Source organism: Psychrobacter sp. UBA6766, assembly GCF_002453355.1.
In the GTDB taxonomy this organism is placed as follows: Bacteria; Pseudomonadota; Gammaproteobacteria; order Pseudomonadales; family Moraxellaceae; genus Psychrobacter.
The window spans coordinates 1-16,050 of record NZ_DKGQ01000029.1; the positions used below are offsets into that span (position 1 = coordinate 1).

At 42.1% G+C, this 16,050-nt stretch carries 12 protein-coding genes and 4 tRNA genes; 7 read left to right on the forward strand and 9 right to left on the reverse strand.

Annotated features, from left to right (window positions below):
* Positions 1-472 precede the first annotated feature (472 nt).
* The 8 genes from B4K26_RS06325 to B4K26_RS06360 all read right to left on the reverse strand — a co-directional run bounded on the left by B4K26_RS06325 (position 473) and on the right by B4K26_RS06360 (position 6,091).
* Positions 473-547 (reverse strand) — tRNA-Thr (locus tag B4K26_RS06325).
* A gap of 101 nt (positions 548-648) precedes the next feature.
* Positions 649-722: transfer RNA gene (locus B4K26_RS06330), tRNA-Gly, on the reverse strand.
* Positions 723-808: 86 nt separating this feature from the next.
* Positions 809-892 (reverse strand) — tRNA-Tyr (locus B4K26_RS06335).
* Positions 893-959: 67 nt separating this feature from the next.
* A tRNA-Thr gene (locus B4K26_RS06340) sits at positions 960-1,035 on the reverse strand.
* 282 nt (positions 1,036-1,317) lie between these two features.
* Complete coding sequence (locus B4K26_RS06345; RefSeq protein ID WP_296244235.1) at positions 1,318-2,301, reverse strand: FHA domain-containing protein; 984 nt, start codon at positions 2,299-2,301, stop codon at positions 1,318-1,320.
* 128 nt (positions 2,302-2,429) lie between these two features.
* Positions 2,430-3,230, reverse strand: coding sequence for an RsiV family protein (locus B4K26_RS06350; RefSeq protein WP_296244237.1), 801 nt, complete (start codon positions 3,228-3,230; stop codon positions 2,430-2,432).
* Between the two features lie 198 nt (positions 3,231-3,428).
* Entirely contained in the window at positions 3,429-5,024 is a 1,596-nt protein-coding gene (locus B4K26_RS06355; RefSeq protein ID WP_296244238.1) for a peptide chain release factor 3, read from the reverse strand.
* A gap of 173 nt (positions 5,025-5,197) precedes the next feature.
* Positions 5,198-6,091, reverse strand: coding sequence for a hypothetical protein (locus B4K26_RS06360; RefSeq protein WP_296244239.1), 894 nt, complete (start codon positions 6,089-6,091; stop codon positions 5,198-5,200).
* Between the two features lie 262 nt (positions 6,092-6,353).
* Between B4K26_RS06360 and B4K26_RS06365 the strand changes: the two genes are divergently transcribed.
* The 4 genes from B4K26_RS06365 to B4K26_RS06380 all read left to right on the forward strand — a co-directional run bounded on the left by B4K26_RS06365 (position 6,354) and on the right by B4K26_RS06380 (position 11,236).
* Positions 6,354-6,767 (forward strand): Ohr family peroxiredoxin, encoded by a 414-nt coding sequence (locus B4K26_RS06365; protein ID WP_296244240.1) that lies wholly within the window; start codon positions 6,354-6,356, stop codon positions 6,765-6,767.
* Between the two features lie 186 nt (positions 6,768-6,953).
* On the forward strand, positions 6,954-9,908 hold the full coding sequence (polA, locus tag B4K26_RS06370) for a DNA polymerase I (protein ID WP_296244242.1): 2,955 nt from the start codon (positions 6,954-6,956) through the stop codon (positions 9,906-9,908).
* A 270-nt stretch (positions 9,909-10,178) separates the two neighbouring features.
* Positions 10,179-10,661: a hypothetical protein gene (locus B4K26_RS06375; protein ID WP_296244243.1), complete on the forward strand. Its 483-nt coding sequence runs from the start codon at positions 10,179-10,181 to the stop codon at positions 10,659-10,661.
* Positions 10,662-10,894: 233 nt separating this feature from the next.
* Positions 10,895-11,236, forward strand: a complete 342-nt coding sequence (locus B4K26_RS06380) for a hypothetical protein (protein WP_296244245.1) — start codon at positions 10,895-10,897, stop codon at positions 11,234-11,236.
* Positions 11,237-11,335: 99 nt separating this feature from the next.
* On the opposite strand, the gene hemH is transcribed toward B4K26_RS06380, so the two are convergent.
* Positions 11,336-12,355 (reverse strand): ferrochelatase, encoded by a 1,020-nt coding sequence (gene hemH / locus B4K26_RS06385; protein ID WP_296244246.1) that lies wholly within the window; start codon positions 12,353-12,355, stop codon positions 11,336-11,338.
* Positions 12,356-12,888: 533 nt separating this feature from the next.
* Between hemH and metX the strand changes: the two genes are divergently transcribed.
* The 3 genes from metX (at position 12,889) to B4K26_RS06400 (ending at position 15,911) form a co-directional block, all read left to right on the forward strand.
* Positions 12,889-14,295: a homoserine O-acetyltransferase MetX gene (gene metX, locus B4K26_RS06390; protein WP_296244268.1), complete on the forward strand. Its 1,407-nt coding sequence runs from the start codon at positions 12,889-12,891 to the stop codon at positions 14,293-14,295.
* The gene (gene metW / locus B4K26_RS06395; RefSeq protein WP_296244247.1) at positions 14,292-14,909 is read left to right on the forward strand and encodes a methionine biosynthesis protein MetW; all 618 of its coding nucleotides are present in this window, start codon (positions 14,292-14,294) and stop codon (positions 14,907-14,909) included. The genes metX and metW overlap by 4 nt, the downstream gene beginning before the upstream one ends.
* A 420-nt stretch (positions 14,910-15,329) precedes the next feature.
* Positions 15,330-15,911 carry a tetratricopeptide repeat protein gene (locus B4K26_RS06400; protein WP_068404007.1) on the forward strand — a complete coding sequence of 194 codons (582 nt, stop codon included), beginning with the start codon at positions 15,330-15,332 and terminating at the stop codon, positions 15,909-15,911.
* The last annotated feature ends 139 nt before the right edge of the window (positions 15,912-16,050 follow it).

Sequence of the window (16,050 nt, forward strand, 5' to 3'; positions counted from 1 at the left end):
CCATGGGTATTTCCTCTTTATTGATGAATCTTTAACAATCAAAGATCGGTAAATAGCTGTTTGACGGCTCATGATGCATAAAAACCATCAAACTGTTGACGCTATGGTTTAGCTACTAAAATATATTAAAGATGATTGGTAGCCTAGCTACTGTGTACATCTTTATATGTGGGCATTATACTTGTTTTTCAATCTCTTGCACATTGCGACAGATTATAGTGCACACTGACAAAACGACTTTATACTTTTGAATTTGAATAATAGTCAGATTTATTAACCTACTGGCAGCACTAAAAGGCAACACCTCAGTGTCACCTTTAAATTATTAATTGCCACACTCTATTTATACTATTTATAATTTTCAATATTTTATCATTCGATATCGATACAATACTTGGAAAGCAATAATGCATTATCAAAATGCGGTGCCTTATCAAAATAGCAAAACACATATGCAAGCTTGAACAATAAATGGAGCTCATATTGAGAATTGAACTCAAGACCTCTCCCTTACCAAGGGAGTGCTCTACCGCTGAGCTATATGAGCATATTCTAGTCAATCTACAGATTGCACTAAAAAAAATATCACGATACAGCAATAACAACTGACTGTCGTGATGTTTGATAGGTGCTGCGATGGTGCATATATGGAGCGGGTGGCGGGAATCGAACCCGCGTCATTAGCTTGGAAGGCTAAGGTGTTACCATTATACCACACCCGCATTTACTCTTATATAATCTTGACCCTAATATTGAGTTGTTAAGATTATAGAGCATGCTTGGCGCTAGGACAAACTTTGAAAAAATATGGTGGTGGGGGAAGGATTCGAACCTTCGAAGCTTTCGCGACAGATTTACAGTCTGTTGGGTTTGACCGCTCCCCAACCCCACCTTAGGTTGCTTTGTACGAACATCACTTTAATGTAAAGTAAATTCATAAAAAGCTACTTTGAGAGAGATGGTGCCGACTGCCGGGATCGAACTGGCGACCTACTGATTACAAGTCAGTTGCTCTACCAACTGAGCTAAGTCGGCTTGTTCTCTCAAAGTGGTGGCTATTCTATCAAATATTTTGACAGACGCAAGCCCTTTTTTGGTTTTTTTAGCATTATTTTAATAAAAACCCTCAAACAATTGATTATGTTACTATTTTTTCTATCATAAAACTGCACTTTTTCTCAGAGTTAATTTGATGAACCATTATTAAAATGGCAAACTGCCAATACTTATAAGATAACTTTTATAAATCTCATTATCTTTATAAACTGGCAGAAGCTTTACTTCATAAATGCTATTAAATTTTTAAGGATAAATCTCTTACATACCGCCTTTATTGAACAACCATAACGCTAAGCCAATAATCAAAATGGCAATAAACACCCATATAAACCAGCCGCCACTAGGTTTTTTCTCAGCTTGCCCTGCATTAGCAGGATTGTTAATGGCTTGATCCATCGCGTTATTGCCGGCTGTGCCCAAATCGCGAGGTTGACCTAGATTAGCAGTGCCTGAAAACTGCGCAGTAGCGGCTTGCTTGGCACGTAGGACATCAGGATCTGCTTCTTCTTGCAAAGTGGTTTTAGTGGTTTTATCATGCGCCGCTGCATCTGTGTCATATTGAGCTTGACGAACCGCGCTCGTTGTTGGTTCCTCTACAACAGGTGCGCTAGTTGTAGGTGAAGTTGATGGCTCGCTGGTATCAGCTGCGGATAATACTTCATCAATTCCGGTTTCTTTGATGACCGGCTCTTTGGCTACAGGCTCTCTAATTACAGAATCTTCAGCAACAGTCTCTTGAACATTAGCCTCTTTATCTGCTGCTTCGCTAACGACTGGCTCTACAACGGCAGGTTCAATGGTTGTAGGTGTTGTTTCCGGAGGCGTATCAGTGTTGGTGCTTAATACTGGCTCATCCGACGCGACTGGAGCAGCTTGTCTGTTATCCAATGTTGCAGTAACAGGCGCACTAACTTGAAAACTAAAACTTGAAAACCCTAGCGTATCATTGACATTAAGCCGCTGAGCTTTATTGGTGTCGATACGCTGATCATTGATAAAGGTGCCATTTGATGATTCTAAGTCTTTAACGTACAACTCCCCATTTAATACGCTCAAGACCGCGTGATTGCGCGACACTTGCTTGCTGCCGAGTACCACATCGTTATCGCTACCGCGCCCAACAGACAGACTGTCACTGACGGTCAATGTCAGATCACCTAGCGCTTCAGTTAAGGCAGTAAGTTGCCAGATAGCACTCTCTGTAGCTACTGGTGTATTAGCATTTTCTGTATGGTTCGTCATGTTATCACTCCTTATTTTTATTCAATATTCAATGGCTGTCTTTATTTAGCTGTCTCTATTTAATAACTATCTTTAAATGACTGTTTTTAAATGATGAGCTCAATATCAGCTAAAATTTATTGTTTGTATTACTTAGGTATAAAGCGAGGTTTAATAATCCCGCTAAGTTTATCGTAGGGAACATTCAGTACTGGCATGCCATAGGCGTAGGGACCAATAGAATAATGCTGATAACGAATATCAACCCCTTTATCGGTCAAGGTCACGTTATCACTTAGAGTAAACGGCCAGTTTTTCTCGTAGCTTGTAACGTCGTCATCGACTGTTTTTACCCATTCTTTATAAGCATTATAGGCCAGTGCTTTAAAGCGAGATTTTTTATTGGGTTGTAGCATATCTGTTAATTGGATTTGTTTTTTGCTTTGTTGATCAAATATCAGATACTCGCTATATGGCATACCGTGAGCGCCACCAGTGAAGACATAAGAGTTTATTTCAAACAGCTCAAAATCATTCACATGACCCAAGTATTCAGGCGTCACCGTCAAGCTATAAACAAAAACGCTATCAGCTGGTAAATCAGTAAACTGCGAATTAACAAAGTCGTCGATAGCAGCTCTAACCGCTGCTGGGCTGTTTTTTTTAGTGATGGGTGCAGACTCAGTAGGTTTACTATTCACCACTAAATTATTGATACGCGCATTGGTAAGCGTGTTTATCCAAGCTTGATTGGAATTGAGATATTTCACTTCAATATCTGGACAATTATCACGCGCTGCACATTTTTCCTCTATCTTTTTAGGCAGCTTATAATCTAAATACTCAGTATGATTAATCAGGCTTCCAGCGTGCGCCGATAAGCTTAGTGCCCCAAGTAATACACCACCACTCAACATAGAGGTTAGACAGGGTTTGAGTGCAGATTTCATATAGCCTCTTTAAGATATAAATAAGGTTTCCTGATATTCTACCGTAACCACTGCGTCGTATTGTAGGAACACTGTTTGTGTTTTTGAGTACTTAATGTTGATGATTAAGCTGATATTTAGCTACAATAGAATTCTTTATAATAAAAAAGACACGATAGCGTGTCTTTTAAAAGTAAGCATAAAGTTATCAAGCCAGCTTTAATGCTCGCGTGTACTACTGAAGGTGATTTCAGGATAGCGATCTTGCATCAGCTGCAAGTTCACCCGCGATGGGGCAAGATAAGTCAAATAACCACCGCCATCTATCGATAACTGGTCATGGGCTTTTTTCTTAAATTTTGCTAAGGCCACTTCATCGTCACAGTGAATCCAGCGCACGGTTGCGATAGAGACTGGCTCAAAGATACACTGAACTTTGTATTCTTCTTTTAGACGATGGGCGACCACTTCAAACTGTAGAACACCGACCGCACCCAAGATTAAATCGTTATTAATCTGCGGCATAAATACCTGAGTTGCGCCCTCTTCACTTAGCTGCTGCAAACCTTTTTGCAGGGCTTTTGATTTAAGCGGGTCTTTGAGCACCACGCGGCGGAACAGTTCAGGGGCAAAATGTGGAATACCGGTAAAGTTTAACTCTTCACCCTCGGTAAAACTATCGCCGATAGAAATGGTTCCATGGTTATGCAAACCAATAATATCGCCTGGATAGGCTTCTTCTAACGCTTCACGGTCACCTGCCAAAAAGGTCAAAGCATCAGCTATACGAACGTCTTTACCCAGACGTACATGCTTCATTTTCATGCCTTTTTCGTACTTGCCTGAGCATACGCGCAAAAAAGCAATACGGTCACGGTGACGCGGGTCCATATTCGCCTGAATCTTGAACACAAAACCACTAAATTCGGTTTCGGTCGCGGCCACTTCGCGTTCATTGGTCGGGTGGGCTTTTGGCGACGGCGCATATTTAATCAAGGTATCGAGCACCATATTGACACCAAAGTTACCCAGAGCTGTGCCGAATAGTACCGGCGTCATCTCACCTTTTAAAAACGCATCGACATCGAAGTCTTCAAGCGCCATTTGCACGAGCTCAAGCGACTCTTCAAAAGAGTCAAACATCAGCTTGCCCAAACGCTCACGAATATCTGGATAATCGTAGCCTTCGCGCGTTTCAGAAATGGTCATCTCGCCGCCATGACCTTTTTCATAGAGATAGGTTTTGTTTTCGGTTAAATGATAGACGCCAACGAAATCTTGCCCCATACCGATAGGCCAGGTGACTGGAATACATTTGATTTTTAACACCGCTTCGATTTCACTTAATAGCTCAAGTGGCTCGCGAATTTGACGGTCAAGTTTATTCACAAATGAGATGATTGGCGTGTCACGCATCCGGCAGACTTCCATCAGCTTGATGGTTCGCTCTTCAACGCCTTTTGCGCCATCGACCATCATTAGCGCACTGTCTACAGCGGTCAAGGTACGATAGGTATCTTCACTAAAGTCGGCGTGACCCGGGGTGTCTAGCAGGTTGACCATATGATCTTTATAAGGAAACTGCATGACCGAGGTGGTGATAGAGATACCACGCTCCTGCTCCATGCTCATCCAATCGGATGTCGCATGACGGTCAGTTTTGCGACCTTTTACTTCACCAACTACCTGAATCGCTTGACCCCACAGCAAAAGCTTTTCGGTCATGGTGGTTTTACCCGCATCAGGATGCGAGATAATGGCAAAGGTGCGGCGTTTGGCGACTTCTTTATTTAATTTCTTTGAATCTACGCTCATAATTTCGGCTTCAATGGTTGGATAATTTAGAAATTAATCTAAACAAATAGGATAAATAATGGGCGTATTGTAGCGGATTTAGCGACAAGGTGCAGAATTAGCGCATAAAAAAACACTCTCTAATGAACAAATAGAGAGTGATGATATTTTTTATCTTTAGGTATTTCTAAACGTTAATAGTAGCGCTTGATTTCTTTTTCTAAAAAGTCAGCGGCAACATCATTGACGATTCTACAATCAATCACCCCCGTAGCATCATTTTGGTTGGGCGGACTTTGGTTTTTACCCACAAAATTGGCATTATAAATAACCTTGTTATATTTAACTCCATTATAAAGATAGCTAGGCTCGTTATTGGTAGCAAAAAACTCGACCTGCGAAGCTTTTTGGCTATTACCCACACCAATATTAAGCAAGGTTGTTTTAGAACCGCGATTATCACCAAATTGTTTTTCTGTCGCTTTGGTCCAATCCTCTAAGGTCAAAAACCCAGTTCGCTGATTTTGATTAAAGGTAAAGAAGGATGTATCGGTGGACGCTACCGGAATATAACATACCGAACCTGAAGGAAAAGTAGAGCTGGATGGAATATCAGTATAATTATTTAGATCGGTAAAAACCCCTGTAGCATTATTATTACGGTCGCCACGTCGATAACTGTTAGATCTGAAGCCTGATAAATTGAGCGTTTTATAGTTAACTTGATAATTGAGTTTGTTGTTGCTATTTTTCTCATAGATAGGACGTTTAACGATACGACCATTTACTTCGATATTTTTATCTTCAAGCGTTCCTTCGAACTTATCTGATAGAACGACTGAGCCGTCTAAATTATCCAGATTTTGATTATAACTACCTTTGATATTGGTCTTCTTAACTTCACGAGCGCCTGTACGATAAGTAGTATCAATGCGAGCAATGGCGTTTGAGCTGCGCTCAATAGTGCTTATCGTCAGCTCATTATTGTTACTGCCTGAACCGAAAATAACATCTTCACCCTCGCCGCACCCTGTCAGTGCAAAGGTTAATAATGAAAGCGCGATAGGCGCAATTGTGAGCTTTTTCATCGTTCAGCATCCTTTTTAAAATGAGTGATTTACCAGTTGTTAGGTTTTATGCGCCTAGTTTACCCTACTGCTACTATCAGTTATAGTAACTTGGCATAACAAGATTGAATAAAGAAAGATGACTTACAAATTAATAGCATAGTTTTACCGCGGTTAGGTATCGCTAAGCAGATGGTCTGTTATGCTAAATGGGCTATTTAAAAGATAGCTTGGACTTATTTAAAGATGATATTTATAACAACTCATATAAAAAGGATAAATCATGGAAACTTTATACTCTACAAAAGGTACAGTTACTGGCGGTCGTACAGGTAACGCCAGTCTCGAAGACAGCGATTTAAAAATCAATATGGTATCACCAGGTTCTGGTAAAGACGGTAATAATCCAGAGCAATTATTCGCTATGGGCTACGCTGCTTGCTTTGATGGCGCGCTTGCTGCGGTTAAAGGCGAAGAAAAGGCGAAGTTTGACTCTACAACGGAAGTATCAGTAGATTTGAAGAAAGGCGAAGGCCTAGATTTTCAGTTGGCGGTGAAAATTCACGTGATTGGCGAAAATACAGAACTTTCCGCCGATGAATTTCAAAATCTGGTCGAAAAAGCCAATAAAGTTTGCCCGTACTCTAAAGCGACCCACGGCAATATCGATAGTGAAGTGACGTCAGAAGTAAAGTAATACGAATTTGATGCTTGTTTTTTTATAAAAGAATCTAGTTAGCGCTGGATTCTTTTTTAGATTAAACGTGAATATAAAAATTAAGTACACAACAACATCTATTAACTTTTAAGCAGTTCGGCAAGCACAGGTTTTATCGTTATAATAAGCATATATTTTTATCTAATAAATGATAAGTGACTTTCTATGACAGACAACGATCACAACTCGCACTCACCCATTGATCCTAATACGCTACCGAACTTTGCAACCATGCCAAATGTAGCAACGATGGACACCAACCATGTGAACAAAGAACAGCCACCTTTTATCTTGGTTGATGGTTCTTACTATTTATTTCGCACGTATCACGCCTTGCCAAAGACTATGCAGAACTCCCAAGGTTTGGTGACCAATGCCATTCGCGGTACGTTAAACGCGCTATTAAAGCTGATGCGTCGCTATCATCCCACCCATATGGCGGTTTGCTTTGATACCAAATCACCGACCTTTCGTCATGCGATGTCGGAAGAATATAAAGCCAATCGTCCAAAAATGGATATTGAGCTTGCCGAGCAGATTCCTTATATCCACCGTTTGGTCACCGCACTCGGGATTCCATTATTACGTATTGAAGGCGCGGAAGCCGACGATATTATTGGAACGCTTGCTCATCGCGCCGTTGCCGAAGGCCATCATGTGGTCATCTCAACGGGTGATAAAGACATGATGCAGCTGATTAATGACTGCGTGATATTAGAGGACAGCTTTACGGGTAAAATCACTGATAGCGCAGGCGTGGTCGAAAAATTTGGCATTAATCCTAATCAAATGATTGATTTTTTAACGCTCATGGGCGACTCTTCTGATGGTATTAAAGGTGTTCCCGGAATCGGTAAAAAGACAGCCAAAGATTTGCTTAATGAATATGGTACGATCGATAACATGCTTAAAAACGTCGCCAATATCAAAGGCCGCGCTGGCAAGAATCTGGTCGAATATGCCGACGACATTCCATTTAATGCGCAATTGGCAACCATCGTCACTGATTTAGAAATCGGTCAAGATTGGCGAGATTTAAAAATCAATACCGATCCTTGCGCCCATATCGATGAGCTACGCGCACTATACTCGGAGCTTGAATTTAGAAATGAGTTGGCATCTTTAGATCACCCCAATCATCCAGCCAACGGCGCACAAAGCGTTGCTGACAGTCAGGCTAACGCTGAATCACAAGCGCAAATCGCTAAATCTCTACAATCGAGCATCGTTAATAATATTAAAAACAGTAAAAGTCATGACAAAGCCTGGCATACCATTTTAGACGAGCCTGCTTTCGACAATTTGGTTAAGTTATTAGAATCTGCGCCGCATTTTGTCATTGATACCGAAACTACCAGCGTTTATTGGCGTCAGGCTAAGTTAGTTGGGCTATCGTTTGCCGTTCAAGCCCATGAAGCTTATTACGTGCCGCTGACTCACTGTCTCGAAGGTGACGAGTTAACCGCTAAGCAGCTTGATCGCGATACAGTAATGGCACGTTTAAAGCCTATTTTAGAAAATCCTAACATTGGCAAGATTGGCCAACATTTAAAATATGACGCTCATATTCTCAGTCTTTATGATATTGACCTCGTTGGCGCTATACACGAACGCCCAAATAATTGGGCAATGGATACCATGCTTGCAAGCTATGTCATCAATGCGGCGATTACTCGTCACGGCATGGATGACTTGGCTCGGCATTATCTACACACCCAAACCATCAGCTTCGAAGACGTTGCTGGTAAAGGCGCAAAGCAAGTGTGTTTTGACCAAGTTGCCATTGATTTGGCCAGCGATTATGCGTGTGAAGATGCCGATATTACCTATCAGCTGTTTGACTTATTTAGCCAAAAATTGGCGGATGACGAAAATAACGCCAAGTTGTTACACGAATTAGAAATTCCAACCGCAGAAATACTCTGCCAGATGGAAACAAATGGTATTTTAATTAAGCGTCCATTTTTAAATGAGCTATCAAAACGTTTCGATGAAGAGATTATTGCGCTTGAAAAACGCGCTTACGAAGTTGCTGGTGAAGCATTTAATCTTGGTTCGCCAAAACAGCTGGGTGAGGTTCTATTTGAAAAAATTGGTGTGGCTGGTGGTAAAAAAACCAAATCTGGTCAATACTCGACTGGCGAAGCGGTATTATCAAAAATTGACCATCCGTTAATTGAAATTGTCCTTGAATATCGCGGATTATCGAAGCTCAAAAGCACTTATACCGATGCACTCGATAACGTGGCAGATAGCGAGACTGACCGCGTCCATACTAGCTATCATCAAGCGCTGACCAGCACTGGTCGCTTATCTTCAACCGATCCTAATTTGCAAAATATTCCCATTCGTACCGCGACTGGTCGCTTGATTCGTCAAGCCTTTATCGCCCCAGAAGGTCGCGTTATTTTAGCCGCGGATTACTCGCAAATTGAACTACGTCTGATGGCCCATTTTTCAGGCGATGAAAATTTAACCCGCGCCTTTAACGACGGCTTAGATATTCATACCGCAACGGCGGCCGAAGTACTTGGCAAAGCGGTGGAAGAGGTCAGCGCCACTGAGCGCCGAAATGCCAAGGCCATTAACTTCGGATTACTTTACGGCATGAGCGCTTTTGGCCTGGCTAAACAGCTACAAATGGGCCGCGGTGAGGCGCAAGATTACATCGATATGTACTTTGAGCGTTATCCAAGCATCAAGGACTATATGATTAACACTCGTACCAGCGCCGTAGAACACGGTTATGTCGAAACGATACTGGGGCGTAAGCTTTACACACCTGATATCAATCATAGCAATCGCATGGTCAAGCAAGGCGCTGAACGGGCGGCGATTAACGCGCCGCTGCAAGGCTCAGCCGCGGATATTATTAAGCTTGCGATGATTGCCGTCGATAAAGTATTGCCAAAAGAGCAGGCAAAAATGCTACTACAAGTCCATGATGAGTTGGTGTTCGAAGTCGATAGCGATAAGGTCGATAGTATTCGTCAGCTGATTACCGACGCTATGCAAGATGTCTTGACCACAACGGCTGTTGCAAAAGGCTGGAATGTAGACTTCGCCGTACCGTTATTGGTTGAAACCGATATTGGTAGCAATTGGGACGAAGCGCATTAATGACTTAAATAAAAGAAAAGCCTAAACGATAGCGTTTATAAATGCTAATAGCCCTGTACTTTTCTTCGCAGTATAATAAGTTTACGTTAGATTGTTTTTTACTGGTTATTTTTTATTTATTGATTGCTTTAAATATTGGTTTTTACGCAGTAATCTACGATATAAAGTGAGCCTTCGCGCTCACTTTTTTGTTTTTAAAGCTAGGAGCATTCCATTTTACATTCAGATAGCGTCATCGAAATCCCCGGTAATATTATCCTATTAATCTGTATGCTACGTTGCGCGCAGTATGTGATACAAAGCCGCAGCAAACAGAGCCGCTACTTTTGGCTGGCCTCTGTGTTAGTATTCTTTGAAGTGATTCGTCGTGAATTAAACTACTTACCAGAGCTCTTTATTCCTAGTGATTTCTCACTCCTTGCCCATTCTTATGATTGGTGGGAGGATAGCGTGCTGACTCTTATTTTACTTGTCATTATTGGCTTACTCGCTTATTCGTGGCGTTATCTTTGGGCGGTATTAAAGGACATTCGTATAAGTCTATATATCGTGATAGCCGTATTGGCGGTCTTACAATATATGGGCGAAAATGCCATTGTTATCCCCGAAAGTATCGGAGAGATGGTCGAAGAGGTTTCAGAGACGATTATTTATATGATTGCTCTGGTTTACTTATGGCGTTACAAACTTATTGGATTTGAAAGGCAGTTTTCACTTCAGCCAAACTACGATGATATGTGTAAAGCCGATTAGTAGAGATTGACAGCAGACAAATTCGTCATCTGATAAAACCCTTATCAACTATAGAATCTACTTTTGTCAATCTATTTTTAAGTCCATCACCTTGTCCTCTTACATTTTTTGAACATCCTGTGACACCTTATTACTGGTAGTCGGCTTCATAACGCGTCACACTGATAGCCATAACTTCGGTAACTAACCATAATAATGTGAATAGTATTTATAACAATAATGAGGACATATCCATGGACAATTCAAAAACCCCACTGCCAGAAGAGATGGATCATATTGAAGGCGATAGCAATATGGATGATAACGAAGACGGCAGCCAAGAGATTGATTTAAACAATCCTATGCTGCACACCTTTGATGATGACGATGTGATCGATAATTCAGCAGGATTTAGTAACTCAGAAGTGGGTACGAATGCAACCCAAGGACTCACGCCGATGCATCGCCAAAACGTCGATGAAGCGCGTATCAATGAAGTATTGGTTGAAGAAAATTTAGATGATGAGGATTATCCAGATATCGTCGACATCGCCGACAAAGATGCGGCAGAAATTTCTAATGATGACAATTTTTAAAGAAACGTCATCTTTAAAAAAACATTGTATTTTAAAGAAGCATTATCCAAAAAAAATACCGAACATCCTGTCCGGTATTTTTTTGGCTTAAGAAAATAATTAAACCCAACCATCCAACGTGCCCGCCCAGCCTTTGACCAACGGCAAGCTTAAGGCTTCAAGCAAATCAATATGCCCCTCATCAAGGTTCAACGCTGGAATATAATGATACTCCTGCCCGCCTGCGTTTAAGAAATTGTCACGGTTTTCGATTGCCAATTCCTCTAGTGTCTCTAGACAATCAGCGGAAAATGCCGGGCTGATAACCTGTACCGAGCGCACGCCAGATTTACCCCAATCTTCTAATACCACATCGGTATACGGCTTAACCCACTCTTGCTTACCAAAACGCGACTGAAAACTGATAATCCATTCATCGTCCTTTAAACCAAGCTCGTGTGCCACTTGCGCGGCGGTACATTTACAGCGTTTTGGGTATGGATCGCCTTTATCAGCGTAAGGCTGCGGAATACCGTGGAAGCTAAACATCAATTTTTCAGGTTTTCCATGTTCCGCTTGGAAGCGGCGAATCGAATCAGCCAATGCTTGAATATAAAGCGGATGTGCAAAGTAGTCTTTGACAATGCTATAGTTCGGCAAGTTGCGCTGCTTTAGCGTCCATTTCGTCAACGCATCATAAACCGCGCCGCCTGATGTTGCCGAATACTGCGGAAATAAGGGTAAAATCACAAAATGATCTATGCCTTCGCTTCGCAGCGTATCCATCACCTCAGGCAAACCAGGGTTGCCATAGCTCATCGCCGGATGTACAGAAACGCGAAATGGCGCGACGCTATTTGCCAAGCGCGGCTCGAGCAGCTCAACCTGACTTTTTAGTATTTTACGAATTGGTGAATCGCCTTCCCAAATACTGGCATAAGCCTTTGCCACGCGTTTTGGTCGGCTTGGCAAGACGAACAAATTGAGAATGATTGCCCATAAAAATTGAGGGATTTCAATCACTCTCGGGTCGGACAAAAACTGTTTTAGATAACGACGGACGGCAGGCGCGGTTGGCTCATCGGGCGTACCTAGGTTGACTAATAAAACGGCAATACGTGGCGGCAATTCAGGTTTCATAATGGCATTATCTATTATTGGATTATGTTATTGTGACGTTATAAGCTTTGAGTATCTAAAAGTCATTTCGAATAAGGTAAAGTACAAGCGATGTTAAAAATGCAAAATTAAGTGATTTAACCACATATTTGGCAATAGCATTATTAAGCGCTAGTTAACTACACTTAGAAATTATCAAAATTAACTAAGCAGATTTAATTAATTAAATACAAAATCATAGCCAAATACTAGGCTATATCGTTATCATCAGTGTAACATTTTATCAGTCTCAAACGCAGAGCAAAACGCTAGATGTTGCGACTGATTGCGGTGAAGACGGAGGCTGTTTAGACATTACTTGAAAGACTGTCCGCGAAGGTTGTACTCCTAGGCGCATCGCCATACAATAGACAAGCCAATTTCGAAAAAGTATCGGCAAATGACTGTCATTTTACTTATAATTGTAGTTTTGTGAGGTAGCTTTGAGCGCACGTTCTGATAGTACCAGTGATCACTCCACCAATCATTCTTCTAATACGGCAGGTGCCGACGGTTTGACAGGCTCGGTTGGCATCGTCACGCCGCAGACTTTTCATTTCGCTGAGCCGTTGACCTTGGAGTGCAATCGTACCCTGCCGGCATTTGATTTAATCGTCGAAACTTATGGCACGCTCAATAGCGACAAATCAAACGCCATTCTAATCTGTCATGCTTTGTCTGGTAGCCATCATGCGGCAGGTTTTCATAGTGACGATGATAAAAAAGCGGGCTGGTGGGACAATATGATTGGCCCCAATAAAGCCATCGATACCAATCGATTTTATGTCGTTTGCTTGAATAATATCGGTAGCTGCTTTGGCTCTACGGGCCCAACGACGATTAATCCAGATAGTATAAGTGATGGTGGAGAACCACAAGTTTATGGCCCCGACTTTCCCCTTGTCACCATTAAAGACTGGGTAAAAACCCAAGCCATGCTCTCAGACCGATTGGGCATTGAGGTGTGGCATGCCGTCGTTGGCGGCTCAATGGGCGGTATGCAAGCCATGCAATGGTCGGTCGATTATCCAGAGCGTTTAAAACGCTGCGTGGTCATTGCCAGTACGCCAAAGCTTTCAGCGCAAAATATCGCCTTTAACGAAGTTGCGCGTCAGTCCATATTATCCGACCCCGATTTTAAAGATGGGCACTACTTGCAGGCAGGTACTTATCCTCGCCGTGGGCTTATCCTTGCGCGCATGGTTGGGCATATCACCTATTTGACCGACGACGCCATGAAGGCAAAATTTGGCCGTGATTTAAAATCTGGCAAATTTATGTATGGCTACGATGTTGAGTTTCAGGTCGAAAGTTATCTGCGCTATCAAGGCGAACGCTTTAGCGAAAATTTCGATGCCAATACTTATTTGCTCATGACCAAAGCTTTAGATTATTTTGATCCAACGCGTGACTATCCATCATCGTCAGCATTAGAAGCAGAAGAGTCATTAGAATCATCAATCGGCGCTTCTGTAAAAGCGGATGCTAGCAAGGACGAGCTTGAAGAAACATTAGCTGACAGCGCCGATGTCGAGGACATTGATACAACCAACGAGCAAGAGCTCAGCGCGCTTAAAGCTGCCTTTGCCCATACGCAGTGCCAATATCTGATCGTGTCATTTACCACAGATTGGCGCTTTGCGCCCGAACGCTCACAAGAGATTGTCGACGCGCTGATGGCAACTGGCAAGCCAGTTAGCTATATTAATGTTGACGCGCCCCATGGTCATGATTCGTTTTTATTTGATATTCCACGTTATATGGGCGCCGTTAAAGGCTTTTTGACCGCGCCATTTATTTCTGATGCTACTTTGACAAAAAGCCAGATGAAAAAAAGCCAACCGAAAAAAAGCCCGATAAAAAACACTCAATCAGAAGACAGTCGCCAAAATAGCCAACCAAGTACAGGAGCGCGCTCATGAGAATGGATCATCAACTAGCTGAGCGCTGGATTGCACCGCATTCACACGTACTAGATTTAGGCTGTGGCAATGGCGATCTGCTGGCACATCTGCAACAAAAACGCGGCGTGACCGGCTACGGGCTTGAGATTGACGGCGATAAAATCAATGAAGCCATCGCTAAGGGTTTATCTATCGTCGAACAAGATCTGAATGATGGCCTAGCACGCTTTGCTGATAACAGCTTTGATACTGTCGTTATGGCACGAGCCCTGCAAGCAGTAAAAGCGCCTGATGTGTTATTGCTCGATATGCTACGCGTCGCCCGCGAAGCCGTCATTACCTTTCCTAATTTTGCCCACTGGCAAAACCGTCTGCATTTAGGGCTAAAAGGTCTAATGCCCGTTTCAGAAGCGCTGCCTTATGAGTGGTATAACACCCCAAACATTCATTTATGTACCTTTAAAGATTTTGAGCAGCTGTGCGCGCAGCATGATATTCATATTATCAATCGCTTTGCTGTCAGTGATTCTGAAAAAGGCCATGCCCCGCTGATGACCGCGTTAATCAGACAAGCGCCCAATCTGCTCGCAGACGTTGCTATTTATCGGGTCACCAAACAAAAACCTGAATAATAGCTGTGTTTATTTATTCTTTACTAAAGGACAATTAAACACCATAAGTAAACATTTTAACCTAATAGATTGTTAAATTACTCTTACGCTTAAGTAACTCTATGATTTTATTGAGGACAAGGGGGTGTAAGTAAGCATTAAATCGTGTAATTAGTATTTGAGTTTCGTAAGTTTGGATGTTAAGCTAGCAAAATAGTGTCAGTCGCACCTCAATTACGACCGTTTATCGGATTTTTTAACCGTTTATCGGCCCGATTTGAGGGAATGACCAACTAAATATATAAACGTTATTGCTAATAATTAGGTAAGTAGGTAGCGCAAGATTTCACCTAATTGTTATCGCCGCCTCACTGTCTTTAGCGAGACAATATTTAGCGGTGCAACTTTTTTGCTTATTAACTGCCTAATTTTGGAGCTGCTATGAAATTATTAAAAGCTGCGTTGTTTACCGCCCTGTTTTCTTGTGCAGGCCTTGCCAACGCTGAGTTAATATCAAACGTGCCACTTGATACCTCACGTTTTGAGCTAATGCCTATCAGTGAGCTGTCTGCCAGCGCTGCCCAAGGTAACAATCACGCCCAGTTTTATTTAGCCAAGCGTTTGCAAAAGGGTGAAGGCGTTGCCCAAAACACTCAGCAAGCGATTCAATGGTACACCAAAGCAGCTCAACAAGGCGTTGCCCCAGCTCAGTTGAACCTTGCCATCATGTATTTGCGCGGTGAAGGCGTACAACCAAACCTTCAACAAGCGCGTCTATGGTTAGAAAAAGCCGCAATGCGCGGTGATAACCGTGCCAGCTATACGCTTGCCCTGCTTGATGAAAAGCAAAAGAACTTGGTTGATGCCTATAAATGGTACGACTTGGCTGCCCGTGATGGCATGCTTGATGAAAAAGTCCGTAACAAAGCACGCGGTAAAATCGGTCAATTGGCTTTGAACTTATCAAGTGCTGATATCGCTAGCGCTCGTAGCAAAGCCGATACTTGGTTTCAGAGTAAATAAGTAAACCAAACTTTAATTTTACGTCATGCATATTAATTAAGCTCAGTATTTTACTGAGCTTTTTTATTGATTACTTTTTATAATTTATTAAATTTCTCTAGAAATTGAAAATGATAAAACTTCCAAAACTTTTTTAAAA

Bases quoted from the DNA above. Each gene is read 5' to 3' on its own strand.
- B4K26_RS06345 (WP_296244235.1), bottom strand. From the start codon at position 2,301: ATGACGAACCATACAGAAAATGCTAATACACCAGTAGCTACAGAGAGT.
- B4K26_RS06350 (WP_296244237.1), bottom strand. From the start codon at position 3,230: ATGAAATCTGCACTCAAACCCTGTCTAACCTCTATGTTGAGTGGTGGT.
- B4K26_RS06355 (WP_296244238.1), bottom strand. From the start codon at position 5,024: ATGAGCGTAGATTCAAAGAAATTAAATAAAGAAGTCGCCAAACGCCGC.
- B4K26_RS06360 (WP_296244239.1), bottom strand. From the start codon at position 6,091: ATGAAAAAGCTCACAATTGCGCCTATCGCGCTTTCATTATTAACCTTT.
- B4K26_RS06365 (WP_296244240.1), top strand. From the start codon at position 6,354: ATGGAAACTTTATACTCTACAAAAGGTACAGTTACTGGCGGTCGTACA.
- polA (WP_296244242.1), top strand. From the start codon at position 6,954: ATGACAGACAACGATCACAACTCGCACTCACCCATTGATCCTAATACG.
- B4K26_RS06375 (WP_296244243.1), top strand. From the start codon at position 10,179: ATGCTACGTTGCGCGCAGTATGTGATACAAAGCCGCAGCAAACAGAGC.
- B4K26_RS06380 (WP_296244245.1), top strand. From the start codon at position 10,895: ATGGACAATTCAAAAACCCCACTGCCAGAAGAGATGGATCATATTGAA.
- hemH (WP_296244246.1), bottom strand. From the start codon at position 12,355: ATGAAACCTGAATTGCCGCCACGTATTGCCGTTTTATTAGTCAACCTA.
- metW (WP_296244247.1), top strand. From the start codon at position 14,292: ATGAGAATGGATCATCAACTAGCTGAGCGCTGGATTGCACCGCATTCA.
- B4K26_RS06400 (WP_068404007.1), top strand. From the start codon at position 15,330: ATGAAATTATTAAAAGCTGCGTTGTTTACCGCCCTGTTTTCTTGTGCA.